Annotated in this window: 18 protein-coding genes and 1 pseudogene; 10 read left to right on the top strand and 9 right to left on the bottom strand. The window is 73.2% G+C overall.

Features of this window, described 5'->3' with window-relative positions; genetic code table 11:
- Positions 1-8 precede the first annotated feature (8 nt).
- Together ACFYZL_RS30325 and ACFYZL_RS30320 are read right to left on the bottom strand one after the other, a co-directional pair.
- Positions 9-1175 carry an alanine--tRNA ligase-related protein gene (locus tag ACFYZL_RS30325; RefSeq protein WP_388683352.1) on the bottom strand — a complete coding sequence of 389 codons (1167 nt, stop codon included), beginning with the start codon at positions 1173-1175 and terminating at the stop codon, positions 9-11.
- Between the two features lie 296 nt (positions 1176-1471).
- Positions 1472-2719, bottom strand: coding sequence for an NAD(P)/FAD-dependent oxidoreductase (locus tag ACFYZL_RS30320; RefSeq protein WP_388683350.1), 1248 nt, complete (start codon positions 2717-2719; stop codon positions 1472-1474).
- A gap of 183 nt (positions 2720-2902) precedes the next feature.
- Between ACFYZL_RS30320 and ACFYZL_RS30315 the strand changes: the two genes are divergently transcribed.
- A complete protein-coding gene (locus ACFYZL_RS30315; RefSeq protein ID WP_388683347.1) occupies positions 2903-3667 on the top strand; it encodes an alpha/beta fold hydrolase in 765 nt (254 codons plus the stop codon).
- 359 nt (positions 3668-4026) lie between these two features.
- Here ACFYZL_RS30315 and ACFYZL_RS30310 read toward each other — a convergent pair whose 3' ends face one another.
- Both ACFYZL_RS30310 and ACFYZL_RS30305 read right to left on the bottom strand, forming a co-directional pair.
- Complete coding sequence (locus ACFYZL_RS30310; protein ID WP_384747232.1) at positions 4027-5208, bottom strand: FAD-dependent monooxygenase; 1182 nt, start codon at positions 5206-5208, stop codon at positions 4027-4029.
- 98 nt (positions 5209-5306) lie between these two features.
- Positions 5307-6074, bottom strand: coding sequence for an NPP1 family protein (locus tag ACFYZL_RS30305; protein ID WP_384747229.1), 768 nt, complete (start codon positions 6072-6074; stop codon positions 5307-5309).
- A gap of 379 nt (positions 6075-6453) precedes the next feature.
- Here ACFYZL_RS30305 and ACFYZL_RS30300 point away from each other — a divergent pair, with 379 nt between their 5' ends.
- Positions 6454-6744 (top strand): hypothetical protein, encoded by a 291-nt coding sequence (locus ACFYZL_RS30300; protein ID WP_388683345.1) that lies wholly within the window; start codon positions 6454-6456, stop codon positions 6742-6744.
- A gap of 246 nt (positions 6745-6990) precedes the next feature.
- Here ACFYZL_RS30300 and ACFYZL_RS30295 read toward each other — a convergent pair whose 3' ends face one another.
- The gene (locus ACFYZL_RS30295) at positions 6991-7866 is read right to left on the bottom strand and encodes an SDR family NAD(P)-dependent oxidoreductase (RefSeq protein WP_388683342.1); all 876 of its coding nucleotides are present in this window, start codon (positions 7864-7866) and stop codon (positions 6991-6993) included.
- Positions 7867-7966: 100 nt separating this feature from the next.
- Between ACFYZL_RS30295 and ACFYZL_RS30290 the strand changes: the two genes are divergently transcribed.
- Positions 7967-8440 (top strand): MarR family winged helix-turn-helix transcriptional regulator, encoded by a 474-nt coding sequence (locus ACFYZL_RS30290; RefSeq protein WP_388683340.1) that lies wholly within the window; start codon positions 7967-7969, stop codon positions 8438-8440.
- A 10-nt stretch (positions 8441-8450) separates the two neighbouring features.
- On the opposite strand, the gene ACFYZL_RS30285 is transcribed toward ACFYZL_RS30290, so the two are convergent.
- Positions 8451-9083, bottom strand: a complete 633-nt coding sequence (locus ACFYZL_RS30285; RefSeq protein ID WP_388683337.1) for a TetR/AcrR family transcriptional regulator — start codon at positions 9081-9083, stop codon at positions 8451-8453.
- 64 nt (positions 9084-9147) lie between these two features.
- Between ACFYZL_RS30285 and ACFYZL_RS30280 the strand changes: the two genes are divergently transcribed.
- Positions 9148-10752: an FAD-binding oxidoreductase gene (locus ACFYZL_RS30280; RefSeq protein WP_388683335.1), complete on the top strand. Its 1605-nt coding sequence runs from the start codon at positions 9148-9150 to the stop codon at positions 10750-10752.
- Positions 10753-10858: 106 nt separating this feature from the next.
- Here the strand turns inward: ACFYZL_RS30280 and ACFYZL_RS30275 are convergent, their stop codons facing one another.
- Positions 10859-11671: a DeoR/GlpR family DNA-binding transcription regulator gene (locus tag ACFYZL_RS30275; protein ID WP_384747212.1), complete on the bottom strand. Its 813-nt coding sequence runs from the start codon at positions 11669-11671 to the stop codon at positions 10859-10861.
- 125 nt (positions 11672-11796) lie between these two features.
- Between ACFYZL_RS30275 and galT the strand changes: the two genes are divergently transcribed.
- The 5 genes from galT to ACFYZL_RS30250 all read left to right on the top strand — a co-directional run bounded on the left by galT (position 11797) and on the right by ACFYZL_RS30250 (position 17786).
- A complete protein-coding gene (galT, locus tag ACFYZL_RS30270; RefSeq protein WP_388683333.1) occupies positions 11797-12843 on the top strand; it encodes a galactose-1-phosphate uridylyltransferase in 1047 nt (348 codons plus the stop codon).
- The gene (gene galK / locus ACFYZL_RS30265) at positions 12843-14057 is read left to right on the top strand and encodes a galactokinase (protein WP_388683331.1); all 1215 of its coding nucleotides are present in this window, start codon (positions 12843-12845) and stop codon (positions 14055-14057) included. Before galT ends, galK begins: the two co-directional genes overlap by 1 nt.
- A 144-nt stretch (positions 14058-14201) precedes the next feature.
- The gene (locus ACFYZL_RS30260; RefSeq protein ID WP_388683329.1) at positions 14202-15596 is read left to right on the top strand and encodes an MFS transporter; all 1395 of its coding nucleotides are present in this window, start codon (positions 14202-14204) and stop codon (positions 15594-15596) included.
- A gap of 55 nt (positions 15597-15651) precedes the next feature.
- Entirely contained in the window at positions 15652-16356 is a 705-nt protein-coding gene (locus ACFYZL_RS30255) for a response regulator transcription factor (RefSeq protein ID WP_384747204.1), read from the top strand.
- A complete protein-coding gene (locus ACFYZL_RS30250; RefSeq protein WP_384747202.1) occupies positions 16353-17786 on the top strand; it encodes an ATP-binding protein in 1434 nt (477 codons plus the stop codon). The genes ACFYZL_RS30255 and ACFYZL_RS30250 overlap by 4 nt, the downstream gene beginning before the upstream one ends.
- A gap of 5 nt (positions 17787-17791) precedes the next feature.
- Here ACFYZL_RS30250 and ACFYZL_RS30245 read toward each other — a convergent pair whose 3' ends face one another.
- Both ACFYZL_RS30245 and ACFYZL_RS30240 read right to left on the bottom strand, forming a co-directional pair.
- The gene (locus tag ACFYZL_RS30245) at positions 17792-18760 is read right to left on the bottom strand and encodes a TAXI family TRAP transporter solute-binding subunit (RefSeq protein ID WP_388683327.1); all 969 of its coding nucleotides are present in this window, start codon (positions 18758-18760) and stop codon (positions 17792-17794) included.
- A 19-nt stretch (positions 18761-18779) separates the two neighbouring features.
- Positions 18780-20013: pseudogene (locus ACFYZL_RS30240) on the bottom strand (PP2C family protein-serine/threonine phosphatase).
- A 201-nt stretch (positions 20014-20214) separates the two neighbouring features.
- Here ACFYZL_RS30240 and ACFYZL_RS30235 point away from each other — a divergent pair.
- A complete protein-coding gene (locus ACFYZL_RS30235; protein ID WP_388683324.1) occupies positions 20215-20979 on the top strand; it encodes an intradiol ring-cleavage dioxygenase in 765 nt (254 codons plus the stop codon).
- Positions 20980-21065 lie beyond the last annotated feature (86 nt).

Raw genomic sequence — 21065 nt, 5'->3', positions numbered from 1 at the left:
GACGCGCCTCACTCGTACCGCAGGCTCGTGATCAGTTCGCGCGGCAGGCCATGGGTGTCGTGGAGGTAGTGGCAGTCGTCCTCGGTCAGCCGGCCCCGGAACCGGGGGCGGGCGAGCACCTGACGGCCCCGTTCCAGCAGGCGGCGGAAGCGGTGTTCCTCCTCGCGCAGCACGCGCAGTACGCCGCCGGAGCGGATGTCCTGTCGGAAGTGGTCGAGGGTGTGCCGGACCGGTTCCTCCGGGAGGTCTTCGAGACCGCGCGAGGGGTCGTCCCGCCACAGTACGGTCAGCACCCGTCGCACCAGGCGGCGCAGGACGTAGCCCCGTCCGGTGTTGGCCGGGCGCACGCCGTCGCCGCGTACGACGACGGCCGAGCGCAGGTGGTCGCAGACCACGCGCAGCGAGGTCTCGTCCAGGCTCCACAGGGGCGGAACGAGACGTCGCCACGGGTCGAAGACGTCGCACTCGAACACGGACGGCTTGCCCTGGAGCAGTGAGGCCAGCCGTTCCACGCCGAGTCCGGTGTCGACGTTGCGCCGGGGAAGCGGCACGAGCGAGCCGTCGTCGAGCCGGCGGTGGCTCATCGTCACGTGGTTCCACACCTCCACCCAGCGGTCGTCCCGTGTGGGTGTCGACCGGGGCGGGCCCTCGCCGCTCCACAGGAAGATCTCCGAGTCGGGCCCGCACGGTCCGACGGGGCCGTTCGACCACCAGTTGTCGTCCACGGTGAGCTCGACGGGGACGCCCCGGTCCTGCCACAGGTGGAGGGAGTCGGTGTCCGGGCCGGTCTGCTCGTCGCCGGCGTGGACGGTGGCGTGGAGGAGGCCTGGGTCGATCCCCAGCCCTTCGGTGAGCAGCCCGTATCCCCAGTCGAGGCTGAGCGGGCCGTCGTAGTCGCCCAATGACCAGGTGCCGAGCATCTCGAAGACGGTCAGGTGCGTGGCGTCGCCGACCTCTTCCAGGTCGGTGGTGCGCAGACAGCGCTGTACGTTGACCAGCCGTCGACCCAGCGGATGGGGGCGTCCCTCCAGGTACGGGGTGAGCGGGTGCATGCCGGAGGTGGTGAAGAGCACGGGGTCGCCTGGGGGTGGCAGCAGCGTCGAGCCGACGATGCGGTGGTGGTCGCGCTCTTCGAAGTACTCGATGAAGGTCTTGACCAGTTGTTCCGTGTTCACGGGAGGCTCCTTCGCGTGGAAGCGGGGGAAGCGCACCGGAAACGGGACCATTGACCTCCGGCCGGGGCAGGGGTGCCACGGCACGACCGACGGACCGTTTCCGGTCGCCGGGGAGGGGGACGTCAGGCGGCGGCAACCGGCGAGCGGGGCGCTCGCGCGGTCGCGGGGGTGTTGGGGCCGGTGACGTTCATGCCGCCGACCATAGCCCGGCCCCGCCTCCGCGGCACCCGGATATTCGTGTGCCGCACAGGCGCGGGCGGTGTCCGGATGATCGTGACGGTGGGCCCGGGCGCGGCTCAGCGCGTCGGTGGGACTCCCGCCCCGCGGTGCCTGATGTTGACGGCCGCGGCCTTGGCCAGGGCCGCGGGGTTCAGGAAGCGCAGCGGGCCGATCAGGCGGGCCGCGAACAGGTACATGTGCCGTGCCATCGACTCGTCACGGGCCGCCGCCGAGAAGAGCAGCCGTTCTCCGGGGTTGAACGGACGGGCCTTGGCGAAGTCCACGGCCATGAACTGGTGGCCGCGCAGCCGGCGTCGGTGCCTGCGCCCGTACCCGGCGAGCGCGCGGTCGAGGTCGCCCCGGCCCGTCGCGGCCGGGGCGACCGCCTCCACGAGCCACCGCGCGGATTGGAAGGCCCATCCGCAGCCCACGCCCCACAGGGGATCGCCGGTCAGGGCGGCGTCGCCGACGAGGGCGATGCCGGGCCCCGTCGGCTCCCGTGTGACGAGCGGGTAGTCGACGGTTCCGATGAACTTGGTGATGCGCTCGGCGGAGTCGATGGGCGGTGCCTCGGGCAGGGCGCGGACGAACTCCAGGAAGCTGCCCTCCAGGTCTTCCCTGAAGGCCGGCAGCCGCTTCTTGTCCGGGAGCACCGCGAGGACCGTCACCCCGTCGTCGTTGGGGAAGGCGTACGCCATGTCCGGTTCGAGGAACCAGGTCTGCCCGATCCCGCCGTGCAGCGGGAGGTCGCGGAAGTGCGCGAGATAGCCGAAGCGGGTGTTCTCGTGCACCTTGGTGGGCACCTCGGCGAACTTCGCGACGGCCGAGTCCTTGCCGTCGGCGCCCACCACCAGTCGGGCCCGGATCGCAACGTCGCCCTGCGCCGTCGACGTACGGACCCCGACGGTACGTCCGGCTTCCCGGAGCAGCCCGGTCACACGGTGGCCGACGAGCAGGTCGACACCGGGGGTTCGCGCCGCGCGGGACCGGATCAGCGGGTCGAGGGTGCTGCGCCGGACGTTGTACCCGTGCGGCAGCGCGGGGCCCCGCGGGGCGGGCCTCGGCTCGATCCATCCCCAACGGGTGTACCAGCGGGCGTCGTTGTGGAGGGCTCCCGCCTTCTCCAGCTCGGGTATGAGGCCGAGTTCGTCCAGGACCGGGTGGGCGTTGGCCGTGATCGAGTGGGTGCACAGCAGTTTGTACGCGCGGGGGTCCGAGCGGCGCTCCAGCAGCGCGACGCGGACACCGCGTCGGGCGAAGAGGATCGCCGCGGTGCAGCCGGCGAGACCGGCTCCGCTGATGACGACGTCGTAGTCGTTGGTCATGTACTGATCGCTCCCTTTGGGGTGTGGTGCCGTGCGTGGGAGTGGTGCGGTGCCGAATCAGTCGGGTGGTTACCCAATGGTAGGAGCCGGGAGTCGGGTGATGGGTGATCAGGTCGGGGACGCTCCGCGTCCCCGTACTCCCCGGTAGCGTCCGGTGATCACTCGCCGCCTAGAGTCGGACCCATGACTCTCGCTCATGACACGACCGGGGACGGACCCGCGCTGGTACTGCTCCACTCCGCGGCCTGCGACCGGAGGATGTGGGATCCGCAGTGGTCCGCGCTGGCCGAGGCCGGATACCGCGTGGTGCGCCCCGACTTCAGGGGATTCGGCGACTCGCCGCTGCCGGACCACCGCCACAACGACGCGGAGGACGTGCTGGACCTGCTCGACTCCCTGGGCGTCGAGCGGGCGGCGCTGGTCGCCTCCTCGTACGGCGGACGCGTGGCCCTGGAGATCGCCGCACGCAGACCCGACCGGGTCCGCGCCATGGCGCTGCTGTGCTCCGGGCTGCCCGGGCACGAACCCGGCGTCGAACTGAAGGCGTTCGGCGACCGGGAGGACGCGCTGCTCGAAGCCGGCGAGGTCGAGGGAGCCGTCGAACTCAACCTGGAGACCTGGCTGGGGCCGGACGCCGAGGAGGCGGTGCGGGAGCGGGTGCGCGAGATGCAGCGCCGTTCCTTCGAGGTGCAGTTGGCCGCCCCCCAGGGAGCCGGGCGGAGGCCGGTCGAGGTCGACCTGACGGCAGTGAAGGCGACCTGCCTCGCCGTTTCGGGCGGCCACGACGTGGCGGACTTCCGGCAGATCGCGGCCCGGCTGCCGCAACTGCTCACCGACGCCCGCCACCTCGAACTGCCCTGGGCCGGCCATCTCCCCAGCCTGGAGCGGCCCGAGGTCGTGACGGAGCTGCTGCTCGACTTCCTGCGCGGGGCGGTTTGCGCGGGCTGAGCCGAACGGCCCTTTCAACCAATCCTGCCTGCTATGGCAAAGAGCAGGCAGGAAGCCTTGGGGGTTCTTACTTCCTTCTCGGGACGCGGAGCTTCGTCATGCCCGGACTGATGCGGCACTACGGAGGGAACCGTCCGCAGGAGTTCCGCGTCCATCTCCGCGCCGTGACCAACGTGGGCCTCTCCCTCGGCGCCCTCCCGGCGGGTTGGGCCGTCCAGGTGGGCACGCTCCCCGCCTACCGGCTCCTGCTCACCGCTCTGACGGGGCCGGCGACGCCGCTCGCCGTCGGCTGGGCACGGCGCCGGCGACAGCCGCTGCCGAAGGGCTCCCGGTCGCGCGCCGCCCGGAAGGGAGCGGCACTAGCCGGGGAGGCGGAAGCCGTTGAAGAGGTCGTCCATGCCGCGCAGGGCCAGGCGCGTGGGGGTGGCCCGGACCGCCAGGTCACGTGCGGCCGCCGCGAGCGGGTGGCCGAGGACGCCGAGGCGGCCGACCCGGCGGGCCCGGACGCGTACCGCGTCGGTGCGGGCGCGGCGGGCGGCGGTGTACGCGGCGAGGGCGGCCGGGACGGAGTCCGCGCTGTTCGTACCGTCTCCCGCGGGCAGCAGGTGGGCCAGGACCACCGCGTCCTCGATGGCCTGGCAGCCGCCCTGGCCGAGGTTGGGGGCCATGGCGTGGGCGGCGTCGCCGAGCCAGGCGATCCGGCCGTGGTGCAGGCGGGGAAGCGGAGCCGCGAGGTCGTAGAGGTCGTTCTGCAGGACGTCGGCGGGAGCGAGGCGGCCGACCCGGTCCAGCAGGGCGGGGATCGGGTCGTGCCAGGCGCCGAAGCGGGCGCGGAGTTCGGCGCGGGCGTCGGTCGACCGGGTGCCGGCCGGGACGACCGCGGTGGCGTAGAGGTAGTGGCGGCCGTCGGACAGCGGAGTCACACCGAACCGCTGCCCCCTCCCCCATGTCTCGCTCATGGCCTGTATCCCGAGGTCCGGGGCGTACACGATGGTCCGCCAGGCGGTCTCGCCGATGTAGTTCAGGCCGGGGTGGGCGGGGAAGTACGCGTGCCGCAGCGGACTGTGGATGCCGTCGGCGGCGACGACCAGATCGGCGGACAGGGCCGGCCCGGCCTCCGTACGGACGGTCGGGCGGCCCCGTGCGTCGTCGACGGCGGTCACCGCGGTCCCGTAGCGGACGGTCCCCGGCGGCAGGGCAGCGGCCAGGGCGGCCGTGAAGGCGGGGCGCGGGACGGCCATGGGGGCGATGCCGTAGCGGGCCGCCATGTCCGCGGTGCGGGCTCGGGTGAGCCACTGGCCTGCGGATCGGCGTACGCCCATCGTCTCGGGTACGGCGCTGCCGGCGGCGCGGGCCGCGTCGACGCCGATGGCGGCGAGCGCGCGCAGGGCGTTGGGCGCCAGGCCGATGCCGGCGCCGGTGACGGGCGGCTCGGGGGCACGTTCGCAGACGGTGACGTGCCAACCGCGCCGGTGCAGGGCGATGGCGGCGGTGAGACCGCCGATGCCCGCCCCGGCTATCACCGCGTGGCGTTTCGGCATGACGTACCTCACCGTTCGGTCCGGACCGCCCCTACGGCTGCGCCTGGTACGGCCACTGTAGAACCCGGCCCGGACAGGGCGTCATGCGCCCGTGACGGCTACTGGTACGGGTTGAAGGGGATGCCCGCCGGTTTGGCCTTCGCCAGGTGGTCGGCGAAGGCGCCGTCCTTGAGGCCGAAGTGCGCGCTGCCGAAGTCGGCCTGGCTCAGTTTGTCCCGCAGTCCGGCGGGGTAGCCCGACCATCCGACGAGTGCGGGGAACTGCCAGGTGTGCCGGTGGTTCTCCGGCGGTTCGTCGTTGGTGTTCGCGGCGCGGAAGCAGTGCGTGCCGACGCCGTCCTTGTGGTAGACGATCTTCGGGTGGGTGCCGTCCCAGCGGATCTGGTCGCGCCCGTGGACGACGAAGTCCCCGTGCGCGGACGTCGAGACGTACTTGGCCTCGTTGCCCTGGATCCACACCACGACGTGTTCCCAGTCGTGGCGGTGGCCGCCGAGGCTGATGCCGGGGATCGCCTGGTCCTTCTCGAAGTACAGTCCGTAGATCACGGCGCACCAGCCGTTGTTGCAGGTCCAGCGGGAGTAGCCGTTGGTGTTGGCGAGGTCCGAGGCGTCGTGGCAGTTGCCGTTGAGGGCGCCGGTGGGGTTGAGCCCGCCGTTGAGCACTCCGGTCGGGCCGATGGCGGGGGTCGGGTAGCAGCCGTCGGTGTCGTAGTCGTAGGCCGGCTGGAACGTCAGCTCGATCGCCTCGGCCTGGCTCGGCAGGGCGGGCGGTGGCGCGGCGAAGGCTACCTGGGGAACGGCGACCACCAGCGCGAGGGCGGCGCCGACGACCCCTAATGATTTCCGGATGTGACGGTTCGTCCGCAAGGCGTGCCTCCTGGCCGGCCGGGTTCGGGATGGCGCGTGCATCACGACCACCGTCGGCCGACACGCCGGGCAGCATCATTCGCGAACCGGGGCGGCGCAGCAAGGGTGCGGGCGGCCTCTCTTTCCGGCATGAACAGCCATGAACTGCCGTGCTGTGGACGCCCTTTGCCGTCGTTTCCGAGCGGGACTCGAGCCGGGGCGGGACCGCAGTACGGTGGGCCGGCGCCTCGCCCTCGTCCCCGTCCGGGTTCGGCGATAGCCTGCACCGTGGACGTCGGTCACGGGAGAGCGCCCGCCCGCGACGGACCTGGTACGGCCACTGCCGGCGGACTCACGGCAGGGTAGGAGAGACACGCACCGACCGGACGACGAGGAGCTCATGAACCTGAGGCGACGAGTGAAGGCAACCGACCGCACGCCGGCAACCGTGAAGTTCGTCGTCCAGGCGGGACCGGGGACCCCGCTCACCGTGCAGTTCGAACCCCAGGGGACCGAGTTCGAGCTCGCTCCCGGCGACCACCTGACCGTCGAATGGCCGGTCCGCGCGGAGGGACGCCTGCTCGGTGGGGTGACCCACGAGCGGGACCGACTCACCCTGAGCGAGCCGTCGGGGGGATCCGCCCGCCTCTGGAACTCGCGCGGCGAGGAGTTGTCCGTCTTCGGCCGTTAGAAGGCCCCGCGGGACCGGAGCGTGACCGCCGCGCGGCGATGGACCCGCTCAGAACCCGATCAGAGCGTGTTCATCAGGATGATGGCCGCGAGGTCCAGCAGGATCACGGTGATGACGCCGATGACCATGGCCCAGGCTTTGCGCGACTCGTCCATGCGTACGAGTCTCCCCCGGACCCGGGCCTGCCGCGAGGCGGCGGCCCGGGTGCGCGACGGCCGGCCGGTGTGGTTGCGGTCACCGTGGGTTTCAGGCGACCCAGGCGTTGGTCATGCCGAGGACCGCGGAGCCGTCCTGGTCCGCCAGCTTCGTCCCGGTGAAGCCGCGGGCCCATGCGGAGGTCTGGATGCGGAACGCGGGCGTTTCCGCGGTCAGCGCCTCCATGACGGCCTCGGCCGCGCCCGCCGGGGTCTGGGCCCCGTTCATGAACTGGGCGACGGTGCGGTCGATGTAGTGGCGCATCGCGTCGGCGTAAGGACCGGCCGCGGCGACGGTGGCGTCGATGTCGATTCCGATGTTGTTGACGAACTCCGTCGCCACCGCGCCGGGCTCGACGACGGACACGGCCACGCCGACGGCAGCCGCGACGGGGGCCAGGCTCTCCATGTATCCCTCCACCGCGAACTTGGCGGCGCAGTAGGCCTCGTTGAAGGGCTGGCCGACGACGCCGCCGACACTGGTGACCGTGATCAGGCGGCCTCCGGTGGCGCGCAGGTGCGGCAGGGCCGCCTTCGACACGTTCAGCACACCGAAGAAGTTGACCTCCATGACCTCGCGCACGTCGGCGACCGACTCGAGTTCGAGGGTGCCGACGTGCCCGGCGCCCGCGTTGTTGACCACGGCGTCCAGACGGCCGTAGTCGGCGATGATCCCGGCCACGGCGGCGGCCACGGAGTCCTCGTCGACGACGTCGAGCTGCCGGATGTCGAGCTCCACGCCCGCCTCGGCGGCGGCCTTGCGCAGTGCGTCGGCCCTGCCCGTGTCACGGAGGGTGGCGACCGTGCGCCATCCGGCGCGGGCGGCGGCGACGGCGGCAGCGAGCCCGATCCCGGAAGAGGTGCCGGTGATGAGGACGGTCCGGAGGGACGCGTCGGGGGTGGTGGCGGCGGTGGGGTGCGTCGACATGGCTGTGCCTTTCACTGGGCTTGTCACCGAACGTGATTTATGTGCGTGCACACACACTATAAATTTACGTGCGTGTGCACGCAAGCTCTACACTGCGGACATGGCGAAAAAGCTCACCGAAACCGAGATGCCGACGGCCGACTACGCCTTCTACGGGCTGGTCTGGGCGGGCACCACTCTGACCGACCGGGTCGACCGGGCCCTCGTCAAGGCCCACGACCTTCCGGTCTCCTGGTTCGAGGTGATGCTGTGGCTGGCTTCCAGCCCCGAGCCTGTGCCCGCCTCCACCCTCGGGAACAGCACCCTGCTCAGCCGCAGCCAGGTATCCCGCGTCGTCGACGCCCTGCACCACCGGGGTCTGGTGACCCGTACGCCTTCGGCGCGCGACGCCCGGTCGGTGGAGGTCTCCCTCACGGAGGCGGGTCGTACGGTGTTCACCGCCGCCGACGCCACGCGGCGCGAGGCCCTGGGGCCGGTCTTCACCGGACTGCTCGACGAGCGGGACCTGGAGGACCTGGAAAGGGTGTGGCGCAAGCTCAAGGCCGTCAAGGCCGCGCAGGCCGACAAGGGGTAGCGGGCCCGCTTCAGCCCGGGCGGCCGTCGGAGGTGAGCGTGGCGGCGGCCGCGAAGAGGCGGGCGCAGCGGTCCGTCATCGCCGCCGGGGTCTGCTCGGGGTGCTTGACCCACCAGCGGACGAGGGTGGCGACCAGGTCCCGCCAGACGTACTTGAGCGCGTCGGCGTCCAGCGGGTCGGCGGAACCGGCGGCGCGCAGCAGTTCGGCCGTGCCGCCCGCGGCGAGCGCGTCGATGGCCGACCGGTACTCCGAGGCCCGGCGCTCGGCCTCGCCGCCGGGCGGCAGCGTGGTGTCGTACAGCACGAACCACGCCTCCCGGCGCCCCTCCAGGGCCTCGAAGATGCCTCGCAGCACGCGCAGCGGCGTGTCCGGCCCAGTGCCGTCGACGCCCATCGCCGTCCGGACGGCCTCCAGGAGCCGGTCCCCGACGGGCACCAGGCAGGCGACGTACAAGTGCTCCTTCGTGCCGAGGTACTGGTGGAGCAGCGTCTTGGTGACGCCCACGCGCGCGGCGATCGCCGGAAGCGAGGCGGCCGCGTAGCCGCGGGTGCCGAACTCCTCCGTGGCGGCCTCCAGCATCTGCCGCAGGCGGTGCTCCCGCGGGACTCCCTTGGTGCCGGCTCGGGTCGGGGGGGTTGCCATGCGCCGATATTATCAGTAGGTAATTTACCCCTAGGTAAATTGCCTCGACCTCTGGAGCGCATCCATGGCCGGCACCACCCCGCAGCCGCAGTCCCGCACCCGCTCCTGGTGGGGCTGGGGTTGGACGGACGCACATCCCGACGACGCGGAATGCGCCGCGATGGGCGCGCTGATCCCCGGAACCCTCGCCCGCCCGCTCCCCGTCCCCCGCGTACGCGACCTGGGCATCGGGGACCCCTCGATCGAACCCCCGCGAAGCCTCGAACACCTGGTCTCCGCCGACCCGGAGGACCGCGCCGCCCACGCCATGGGGAAGGCCTACCGGGACGTGGTGCGGGCCCTGCGGGCACGGCCCGGCCGGATACCCGATCTCGTCGCCCGCCCGACGGACGAGCGCGCGGTGGCCGACCTGCTGGAGTGGGCCGGCGACCGGCGGATCGCCGTCGTCCCGTACGGCGGGGGCTCCTCGGTCTCCGGCGGCGTGGAATACCGGGGCGACGCCCACGGGGCGGTGCTCTCCCTCGACCTGACGGCGATGGGCCGCGTCCTGGAGGTCGACACCGAAGGGCGGGCCGCGCGCATCCAGGCGGGCACGCTCGGGCCGAGCCTGGAGGACCAGCTGAGGCCCCACGGGCTCACCCTGCGGCACTTCCCGCAGAGTTTCGAGTTCTCCACCCTGGGCGGCTGGCTGGCCACCCGCGCGGGCGGCCACTACGCCACCGGCCGCACGCACATCGACGACTTCGTGCAGTCGATGCGGGTGGTCACCCCGGCCGGCACGAGCAGCTCCTGGCGGCTGCCCGCCTCCGGGGCCGGGCCCTCCCCCGACCGGCTGTTCCTCGGCTCCGAGGGAACGCTCGGCGTCATCACCGAGGCCTGGGTACGGCTACAGGAACGTCCCCGCCACAAGGCCTCCGCCTCGGTCGCCTTCACCCACTTCGACGACGCGCTCCGGGCGGTGCGCGCCCTCGCGCAGTCCGACCTCTCCCCCGCCAACTGCCGTCTGCTGGACGCCGGTGAAGCGGCGTTGTCGGGTGCGGCGCAGGACGGCTCCGCCGTACTGGTCCTGGGTTTCGAGTCGGCGGACGAGCCGGTGACCGCCCGGCTCGACCGCGCCGTCGGCCTGGCCCGCTCGCACGGCGGGCGCCCCGGCGGTACGTCCGGCACGGAGGCGGGCCCCGGCGGCGACGCGGCGGTGACTGCCTGGCGTTCGGCCTTCCTGCGGATGCCCTACCTCCGCGACGGTCTGGCCAGGATGGGCGCCGTCGCGGAGACCTTCGAGACGGCGGCCGGCTGGGACCGGATCCCCGGCCTGATCGAGGCGGTGCGCAGTGAGGTCGGCGCGGCGGCGCTCAAGGCGACCGGGCACCCCGCCACCGTCAACTGCCGCCTCACGCACGTCTATCCGGACGGGGCGGCACCGTACTTCACCGTCCTGGCCGCCGGCCGGGACGGCGACGAGGACGTCCTTTGGGACGAGCTGAAGGCCGTCGCGGTCGAGGTCCTGCACCGGCACGGGGCGACCGTCACCCATCACCACGCCGTCGGCCGGGACCACCGTCCGGGCTACGACCGCCAGCGCCCCGAGCCCTTCGCCCTCGCGCTGCGCGCCGCGAAGGGCGCGCTCGATCCGCACGGCGTCCTCAACCCCGGCGTACTCGTGGACTGACCGGGAGCGGGCCGGCCGGCCACAGCGGCGGCCGGCCCGCGCAGACCGGCCCGCGCAGACCGGCCCCGGGGCCCGAGGCGGGCGGAACCCTTGCGGGCCGGCGGGGTCAGTCCTCCTCGCCCGCGATGACGAGTTCACCCACCGCGTCCGCGAGGACGGCCCGGGCGGGGGCCGGCATCGCGGCGTCGGTGACGAACCAGTCGGCCCGGTCCAGGGCCGCGAAGCCGCTGAGCCCGACGACGCCCCACTTGCTGTGGTCGGCGACCACGGCGACGCGGCGGGCCGAGGCGACCAGCGCCCGGTTGGTCTGCGCCTCCATGAGGTTCGGGGTGGTCAGCCCCGCCTCCTCGGACACCCCGTGGGCGCCGAGGACGAGCAGGTCCACGTGGAGGGAGCCGATCACCAGGTCCGCGAGCGGGCCGACCAGCGCGGCCGAGGGGGTGGGCGCGCCGCCGGTGAGCAGCAGGGTGGGGGCCCCGCCCCCCGGTTCCCCGTCGGCGGCCCGGACCAGCTCGGCGACCGGGAGCGAGTTGGTGACGATCGTCAGCCGCGGGATGCCGAGCAGTCGGGCGGCGACCGCGTGCGCGGTGGTGCCGCCGGAGACGGCGACGACGCTCCCCGGTTCCACCAGGGCCGCGGCGGCTTCCGCGATGGCCGCCTTCGCGGCGCCCTCCAGATCGGACTTGGCGTCGAATCCCGGTTCGTGACCACCGCTGGCCCCGCCCGCGGCCACGGCCCCGCCGTAGACCTTCTCCACGGCGCCGCTCCGCGCGAGGGCGTCCAGGTCCCGGCGGATCGTCATGTCCGAGACGCCGAGCCTCCCGACGAGGTCCGCCACGCGCACCGCGCCGTCACGCCGCACCGCGTCCAGGATGAGCGCGCGCCGCTGATGGGCCAGCTGGGCTGTCTGTTCGGCCACGATCGCTCCCCCGGTGTCGGCCAATGCCACGGAAGGCAGCAACATAACACGACCGACTGTTGAACCGTGAGGAACTTCAACCTCCATACTGGTGCCTGCTGTTCGGTTCTGTTTATTCTTGAGGGGTGAAGAAAACACTCACGAAACTCGCGGACGGCCGCGAACTGATCTACTTCGACACCGACCCGAGCGCCGTGCGCGAGGCTCCCGACCTGCGCCCACTGGAGCCCGTGGACAGCCGGCCCGAGCTGCGCCGGGACGAGGCGACCGGCGACTGGATCACCATCGCCTCCCACCGGCAGGGCCGCACCTACCACCCGCCCGCCGGGGAGTGCCCGCTGTGCCCGTCCCGGGACGGACGGCTCGGCGAGATCCCCGCCGCCGACTACGAGGTGGCCGTCTTCGAGAACCGCTTCCCCTCCCTCGCGGGCCCGGTCGGACGCTGCGAGGTCGTGTGCTTCACCCCGGACCACGACGCCCGGTTCGCCGACCTCACCCCCGCTGCCGCCCGCCTGGTCCTGGACGCGTGGACGGACCGCACCGCGGAGCTCTCCGCCCTCCCCGGGGTCGAGCAGGTGTACTGCTTCGAGAACCGCGGGGTCGAGATCGGGGTGACGCTCAGCCACCCGCACGGTCAGATCTACGCCTTCCCCTTCGTCACGCCCCGGACGGCCAAGATGGCCGCGGCGGCGGCCGCCCACCGCGCCGCCACGGGACGCAACCTCTTCGAGGACCTGGTCGCGCGCGCCCGCGCCGCCACCGAGCGCGTGGTGACGGCCGGGGAGCACTGGACCGCCTTCGTGCCGTACGCCGCCCGCTGGCCGTACGAGGTGCACCTCCACCCGCACCGCCGCGTCGCCGACCTGACCTGCCTCGACGAGGCCGAGCGGGCCGAGTTCCCCGGCATCTACCAGGACCTGCTGCGCCGCTTCGACCGGCTCTTCCCCGCGGCCGAGCGGTCGGAGGCGCCGGCGCCCACCCCGTACGTCTCCGCCTGGCACCAGGCTCCCCGTACCGGCGGCGAGGAACTGGCCCTGCACCTGGAGCTGTTCACCATCCGGCGGACCGCCGACAAGCTCAAGTTCCTCGCCGGGACGGAGTCCGGTACGGAAGCCTTCATCAACGACGTCGCCCCCGAGGCGGCGGCACGGCGGCTGCGGGAGGCCCTGTAGTGAACCGGACGGACCAGTGGGACGACGAGAGCCGGGCGCGCAACGTCGCGGACGCGTTCCGACGGCTCTTCGACGGCGCCCCGGACGGGGTCTGGGCGGCGCCGGGCCGGGTCAACCTGATCGGCGAACACACCGACTACAACGACGGGTTCGCCCTCCCCATGGCGCTCCCCCAGAGCACCCTGCTCGCCGCCCGCCGCCGCACGGACGGGCGGCTGCGGCTGCACAGCGCGCAGGGCGACGGCCGGATCACCGACCTGGACGTGGCCGCGCTGACCCCGGGCGCCGTGACCGGTTGGGCGGCCTACCCGGCCGGAGTGGTCTGGGCGCTCGCCGAGGCGGGGCACCCGGTCTCGGGCGCGGACCTCCACTTCGACAGCACGGTGCCGACCGGCGCCGGACTGTCCTCCTCCGCCGCGCTGGAGTGCGCGGTCGCCGTCGCCTACGACGAACTGCACGGGCTGCGCCTGCCCGGGGCGGATCTGGCCCGCATCGCCCAGCGCGCGGAGAACGCCTTCGTCGGCGTGCCCTGCGGGATCATGGACCAGATGGCGTCCGTGTGCAGCACCGCCGGATCCGCCCTGCACCTCGACGCCCGCAGCCCGGAGCGGCACGGGCACGTGCCCTTGGACCTGCGGGGCCAGGGCCTGCGGCTGCTGGTGATCGACACGCGGGTCGCCCATGACCTCGGCGACGGGGCCTACGCGGCCCTGCGCAAGGGGTGCGAGAGGGCGGCCGCCCTGCTCGGACTCCCCGCCCTGCGCGACCTGTCGGCCGGGGAGCTCCCGGGCGTGCTGGACGCGCTGCCGAGGGAGCTCGCCCCGCTGGTCCGTCACGTGGTGACGGAGAACGCCCGGGTCGGCGAAGCGGTGTCCCGGTTGCGGGAGGGCGACGCGGCGGCGCTCGGCCCGATCCTGACCGCCGGCCACGCCTCGCTGCGCGACGACTACCGCGTCTCCTGCCCGGAGACCGACCTCGCGGTGGCCGCTGCGCTGGACGCGGGCGCGCTCGGCGCACGAATGACGGGCGGCGGGTTCGGAGGGTCCGTCATCGCCCTGGTGCGGTCCGGGCAGGAGGACGTCGTGGGCGAGCACGTCACGGCCGCCTTCGCCGCCGCCGGCCACCGTCCCCCGCACCTCCTCACCGCGACTCCCTCGGCGGGCGCCCGCCGCCTCGTTCCGCCGCCGGAGGGAACTCGTACCGCGCTTCCTTAGCGGGACGTTAGATCTGGCCGCCGGGCCTTGTACGGGTGCGGCGGCGGACGCATGCTCTGGGAACTTCCCCGGCACGGGGGGCCGGGGAAGTGCACACGTTCCGCGTCACTCGTCCCGCACCGGGGACTTCCGTCTGGAGCCGCCATGTCCTCGTCCGCCGCCGCCCTGCCCGAACCACCGTCCGCGGACGAGGCGAAGAAGCGCCGCCTCGCCCTGATCGGCGGCTCGCTCGGCAACCTCGTGGAGTGGTACGACTGGTTCGTCTACGCCAGCTTCGCGATCTACTTCGCCGACTCCTTCTTCCCCGGCGACAACCCGACCACGCAGCTGATGAACACGGCGGGGATCTTCGCGGTGGGCTTCCTCATGCGCCCCGTCGGCGGCTGGATCCTCGGGCGCGCCGCCGACCGGCACGGCCGCAAGAGCGCCCTCACGCTCACCGTCACGATGATGTCGGTGGCCGCCCTGCTGATCGCCGTCGCGCCGACCTACGGGCAGGCCGGCTACTTCGGCGCCCTCGTGCTGCTGCTCGCGCGCCTGCTCCAGGGCATGAGCATCGGCGGCGAATACGCGGCCAGCGCCACCTACCTCACGGAGGCGTCGGCCCCGGGCCGGCGCGGCCTGGGCTCGTCGTTCCAGTACGTATCGATGACCTGTGGCCAGCTGCTCGGCCTCGGCATCCTGATCACGCTCCAACACACGCTCAGCACCGCCCAGTTGACCGACTGGGGCTGGCGCGTCCCCTTCCTCCTCGGCGCCGTGTTCGCGGTGGTCGTCTTCTGGCTGCGACGGCGGCTGCAGGAGACCGACGCGTTCAAGGAACAGTCCGCGGACGCGGACGCCCACGACGACGGGACGCGCGGCACGCTGAGGGCCCTGTGGGAACACCGGCGGCAGGCGGGCCTGGTCATGGCGCTCACCCTCGGCGGCACCGTGGCCTATTACACCTACACCACCTACCTGACCAAGTACCTGGTCGGCAGCGCGGGCATGGCCAAGACGACGGCCACCCTGGTGAGTTTCACGGCGCTGACCCTCTTCGCCGTACTGCAGCCGTTCGCCGGGATGCTGTCGGACCGGGTCGGCCGGCGTCCCCTGCTGATCACCTTCGCGGTCGGCTGCACCGTCGGCACGTACCCGATCATGACCGCCCTGGGGTCCGCCTCCTCGTACTGGTCCGCGCTGGGCCTGTCCCTGCTCGCCCTGGTGATCGTCACCGGCTACACCTCGATCAACGCGGCGGTGAAGGCCGAGCTGTTCCCGACCCGGGTGCGGGCCCTGGGCGTGGCGCTGCCGTACGCGATCGCCAACGCGCTCTTCGGCGGCACCGCGGAGTACGTGGCCCTGTGGTTCAAGAACAGTGGCCGCGAGACGATGTTCTTCTGGTACGTCTCCGGCTGCGCCCTGATCTCCCTCGTGACGTACGTCCTCATGCCGGACACCCGCAATGCCGCGCTCAGCCGCGCCGAGGCCGGCGCCGATGCCGATTCCCCTGCGGGTGGGCGGCCGGCTCCTGCTCCCGCCGATGCCGCCCACTGATCCACACCGGTAGCCTGTCGCGGGTCACCGGCTGTCGGTCCCGAGGAGGCCGTTCGTGCACGCGCTTCTCGTCGAGGACGACGACCGCATGGCCCAGGCGCTCGGCACCGCCCTCGCCCAACGCGGGCACACCGTGCGCCGCGTCTCCCGGGCCCTGGACGCCCTGCGGCACGTCGGCGAGGCCGAGTTCGTCCTGCTCGACCTCGGCCTGCCCGACCTGGACGGGATAGAGCTCCTGCGGCGGCTGCGCACCGTCTGCGCCGCTCCCCTGATCGTGGTGACCGCGCGCTGCGAGGAGCGCGACATCGTGACGGGGCTGCGGGCGGGCGCCGACGACTACGTCGTCAAGCCGTTCCGGATGGCCGAGCTGATGGCCCGTATCGACACCGTGCGCCGCCGGACGGACGCGCACCCGGCCGGCTCCGCCCCCGCGGGCGGCGGCCTCGTGCGCACCGGGGACGTCGAGGTCGACCTGGCGGGCCGCACGGTCACCGTGGCGGGCACCGAAGTCCGGCTGACGCGCCGCGAGTTCGACGTGCTCGCCCTGCTGGCCGCCCACCCCGGGGAGGTCCGTTCCCGGGAGGAGATCCTGGACCGGATCTGGGGCGACGCGTTCCTCGCCGCCTCCCGCTCACTGGACGTCCACGTGGCGGGCATCCGCGCCAAGACCGGCCGCTCGGGTCTGGTGCGCACGGTCCGCGGCTTCGGCTACCAGCTGGGCTCCCCCGCCCCGTTCGGCGGGTCGGACGGCGCCCGGTGAGACGCAGGCTCCTGGCGGTGCTGATGGTGCTCATGGGGGTTGCCGCGCTGCTGCTCTGCCTCCCGCTGGCCGATGCCTACGCGCGAGGACGGACCGAACACCTGCTCCTGCAACGGCGCTCGGACGCCGTGCGGTTCGCGGATCTCGCCGACCGGATGCGCACCGACGCCGACCGCTCCGAACTGGCGGCCGAGATCGGCCGGTACGCGGAGCTGTACGGGGCGGGGGTGGTCGTGGTCGACACGGCGGGCACGGCGACCGCACAGGCGGGCCCGGGCATCGGAACCGGTCCCGGTTGCGGTTCCGGTTCCGCTTCCGGTTCCGCCACGGCCGCTTCGGACGCCTGCCGGCGCGCCCTCACCGGTCGCTCCACCGACCTGCTCCCCACGCTGCGTCCCTGGGGCCCGGTGTCCGTCGTGCTCGCGGAACCGGTGGGCCGGGACGAGCGGGTCAGCGGCGCCGTCCTGTTGACCGTGCCGACCTCCTCCGCCCGCCGGGACGTGACCGTCCGCTGGTCGCTGATCGCCGCCGGGGCACTGGCCGCCTTCGCGGCGGCGGCCCTGGTCGCGGCGGGTATCTCGCGCTGGCTGATGCGCCCGCTCCTCGACCTGGACCGTGCGGTGGAGGGCCTGGCCGCGGGCAGTCTCCAGGCCCGGGCCGTCTCCGCCACCGGGCCGCCCGAACTGCGCCGTCTGCGGCAGCACTTCAACACCATGGCGCAGGCCGTCTCCGAGTCCATCGGCCGCCAGCGCGACTTCGTGGCGGACGCCTCCCACCAGCTGCGCAATCCGCTGGCCACCCTGGTGCTGCAACTGGAGAACGTGGAACCGTACGTCGCCCCCGGTCCGGGCCGGGCCGAGCACACCCGCGCGCTGGACGAGGCCGAGCGCCTGGAGGAGCTGCTCGACGGCCTGCTGGCCCTGGCCCGGGTGGAGTCCGGTGCGGCGGATCCTCAGGAGCAGGACGTGTCACGGGCGGTGCGGGAGCGGGTGCGGGCCTGGGAGCCGGTCTTCCGCGACGCCGGACTGGTACTGGAAGCCGCGGACCTCGCGGAGGATCTGCGCGCACGCGCGCTGCCCGATGCCACCGGCCGGATCCTGGACGCGCTCCTCGACAACGCCGTCAAGTTCGTGCCGCGGGGCGGCCGTACGGAGGTGACCACCGCGCGGGGCTCCGACGGCACGGCCGTCGTACGGGTCACCGATGACGGACCGGGAGTACGGGAGGACCAACTCCCGCTGCTGCTACGGCGCTTCGCGCGCTCCCCCGAGCACCAGAACGTCGCGGGCAGCGGCCTCGGACTGGCCATCGCCGACGAGATCGCCCGGATCAGCGGCGGCTCGCTCGCCGTCGGAGCCCGTACGCCCCGAGGCCTGGTCGTCGAACTCCGGCTCCCGCGAGCGCGGCATGATCCGAAGGACAGGCCCTGAGTCACTCAGCCGTACACCGAGCGGTAGTACGCGACCGCGCCCGGGTGGAGCGGTACCTTCCCCGTCGAGATGGCGAACCGCGGCTCCAGGCGCGCCCCCGCCGTCACCTCGCGCAGGAGGTCGTGCCGGCGGTCGAACACCACCCGCAGCAGGGCGCGTGCGGCGCTCGCCGGGACGTCGTCGCGGGCCAGCAGGTAGTTGCCCACTCCGATGGTTCCCACCGGCTCCGTCAGCCCGTACGCCGAGGCCGGGAGCGTGACCGCCGTGTAGACGGGGCCGTAGCGTTCCCGCAGGGCTCCCACGTAGGCGTCCAACGGCAGGAAACGCAGTGGGAGTTCGCCCGCCAGCCGGGAGAGCGCCGGAGTGGGCACACCGCCGGACCAGAACAGCGCGTCGACCGTGCCCGTGCGCAGCGCCTCCGCCGATTCGGTGAGGCCCAGTTGCCGCTCGTGGGCCTGCGACGGGCCCTCGCCCAGCCCGGCCGCGGCCAGCACCCGCCCCGCGACGACCTGCACTCCCGACCCCGCCGCACCGGCCGCGACCGGACGACCCGCCAGCTGTCCCACCTCTCGCACCGGACCGTCCGCCGGCACGAGGAGGTGGGTGTGGTTCACGTAGATCCGGGCCAGCGCGGTCACCGCGGCGGGTCGGGAGAACCGCTCGCGCCCCAGCGCGGCGTCCTCGGCCACGTCGGCCATGGCCAGCGCCAGGTCGGCGGAACCGTCCTCCAGCCTCCGCAGGTTGTCCACGCTGGCGGACGTGCTGACCGGTACGACTTCCAGCGGGCCTCCGCTCGCGGCGACGGCCCGCGCGAGGGTTCGACCGAACGCGTTGTAGGGGCCACCCTCCGGCCCGGTCGCGATCCGCAGACGCCGTTCCGGTACGGATTCCCCCGAGCAGCCCGACAGCGCGAGCGCGAGCGCCCCGGCTGCCGCGCCGACCACCCGTCGCCGGCTCCACGGCTCGCTGCTCATGGCGGAAGCGTAGCGGCCGTCACAGCCGCACGACGATGAGGGCGGTGTCGTCGGTGACCCCGGCGGGCGGGATGAGGTCGGCGAGCAGGCCGTCGGCGAGGGTGTCGGGGTCGGAGGTGTGGTGGCGGGTGAGGGAGCGGGCGAGCCGGTCCAGGCCGGTGTCGATGTCCTCCCGCCTGCGTTCGACCAGCCCGTCGGTGTAGAGGACGAGCACGGAACCCTCGGTGAAGGCGGTCTGCGCCTGTGGGCGCGCGACGTGTTCGGGGCGGACGCCCAGCGGGGGGGTCGGTCGCCTGGTCGAGGAAGCTGACGGTGCCGTCGGGCCCGCACAGTGCGGGCGGTGGGTGTCCCGCGCTGCTGTAGGAGAGGGTGCGGTGGTGCCAGTCGATGAAGACCGACACGGCAGTGGTGGATTCGGCCCCCTCCACGAAGCGGGAGTACAGACCGACGACTTCGAGGGCCCGGGCGGGGCCGTCGGCGACGCGCGAGGCCGCGGACAGCGCGCTGCGCAGCTGGCCCATGACGCCGGCCGCCCGCAGTCCGTGGCCGACGACGTCGCCGACCGCGACGGCCGTGCGGTGACCGTCGGCCAGGTCCACGAGGTCGTACCAGTCGCCGCACACGTTCAGGGCCCCGACGGCCGGCCGGTAGCGCACCGCGGCCTGGTGGTGGGCGAGCGGCCGGGGTGCGGGGAGCATCGCCTGCTGGAGGTGGAGGGCCACTTCGCGTTCCCGGGCGATGGCCCGGCGCAGCCGTTCGTTGAGTTCCTGGAGCTCCCGGGCGCGGGTGTAGAGCTCGGCCTCCAGCACGGAGGCGTGGTCACTGGCGGAGCGGTCCCCACGGGCGCGGATCAGCTCCGTCACCTCTTCCACCCGGTGCAGCAGCAGCTTCACGGAACCGTCGGCGGCCAGTACGGGGACGTTGACCGGGCTCCAGTAGCGTTCCTCCCACACACCGGGCCGGTCCTGGTACTCCACGTCGTAGCGCTGCAACGCCATGGTGTCGCGTTCGCCGGTGACCGCGACCCGCCGCAGGGACGCGTACAGGTTGCGCATGCCGGTCGCGCCAGGGTCGTTGGGGTTGTCGGGGAAGACGTCGAACAGGTAGCGGCCGATCACCTGCTCGCGGGTGCGTCCGGCCATGGACAGGAACGCCTCGTTGGCGTCCGCGTACACCAGGTCGGTGGTCAGCAGCGCGACCGCCCCCGGCAGGGCCTGGAAGACCGCCTGGTAGTCGATGACGGGTCCGCTCATGATGTCCACCTGCCCGAACGCCGGCCACCGTTCCGATCACGGGGTTCCCGCATCCCACCATGCCACGACGGCGGCGGGCGGGCCGTTCACGTGACCTGGGTGTGTCGGTGCGGACCGGCGGGCCCACGGTCCGGCACGGTTGGTCACTGTGCGCAGCCGTCCGCGCGTGACGGCACCGATGGGCACATGTGAGGGGTCCGCATGCCCGAGGACGAAGCAGGGACCGCAGCCGGGACCGCAGCCGGGACCGACACCGAGACCGACACCGAGACCGAAGCCGGGAAGAACACCTCCCGGGCCGGCCGCCGGGCGGTCCTGCTGGCCGCCGGGTCGGCCGGGGCCGCCGCCCTGATCACGGCCTGCGGCGGCCAGGTGGGCACCGGGGGTGCGGCGGGCCTGCCGTCCCGGCCGCCGGTCGGGACCGGCACCCCGGCCTGTGTCCTGGCCACGGAGGCGGGCGCGGGTCCTTACTACATGGACCTGGACCGGGTCCGGTCCGACATCACCGAGGGCCGCGGAGGCGTGCCGCTGCGCCTCGACCTGACGGTGGTCAAGGCGTCCGAGGGCTGCCGCCCGCTCGAAGGCGCCCGCTTCGACGTGTGGCACGCCGACTCCTCGGGCGACTACTCCACCGGCAAGGCCACCTTCCTGCGCGGCACCCAGCTCACGGACGCGGCCGGTCGGTGCGTGTTCCGTACGATCGTGCCCGGCTGGTACGCGGGGCTGGCGCCGCACATCCACTTCAAGGTGCACCCGGACGCGCGCACCGAGACCACCTCGCAGTTCTTCTTCCCCGAGGACGTCCTGCTGCAGGTGTACGCGCGGCGGCCCTACGCGCGCCGCCCCGCACCGAAACACCCCAACAGCCGGGACAGCCGCTACCGCGCCGCCGGTGCCACGATGACCCTGCCCCTGGCGCCCGACGGCGACGGGTACCGCGCCGCGTTCACGGTGGGCATCGCCTGATTGCCCGCTCCGGGAAGGACCGGCCCGTGATCGCAGTTCCCTCTCACGTCGGCATCGGCGTCGGACGAAGGAGAGCGACATGGCGA

Origin of the sequence: Streptomyces sp. NPDC001717 (assembly GCF_042892775.1) — a bacterium.
Taxonomy (GTDB): domain Bacteria; phylum Actinomycetota; class Actinomycetes; order Streptomycetales; family Streptomycetaceae; genus Streptomyces.
Note: the sequence above shows the minus strand (reverse complement) of the source record. Positions and strands in the feature narration are given on the sequence as shown.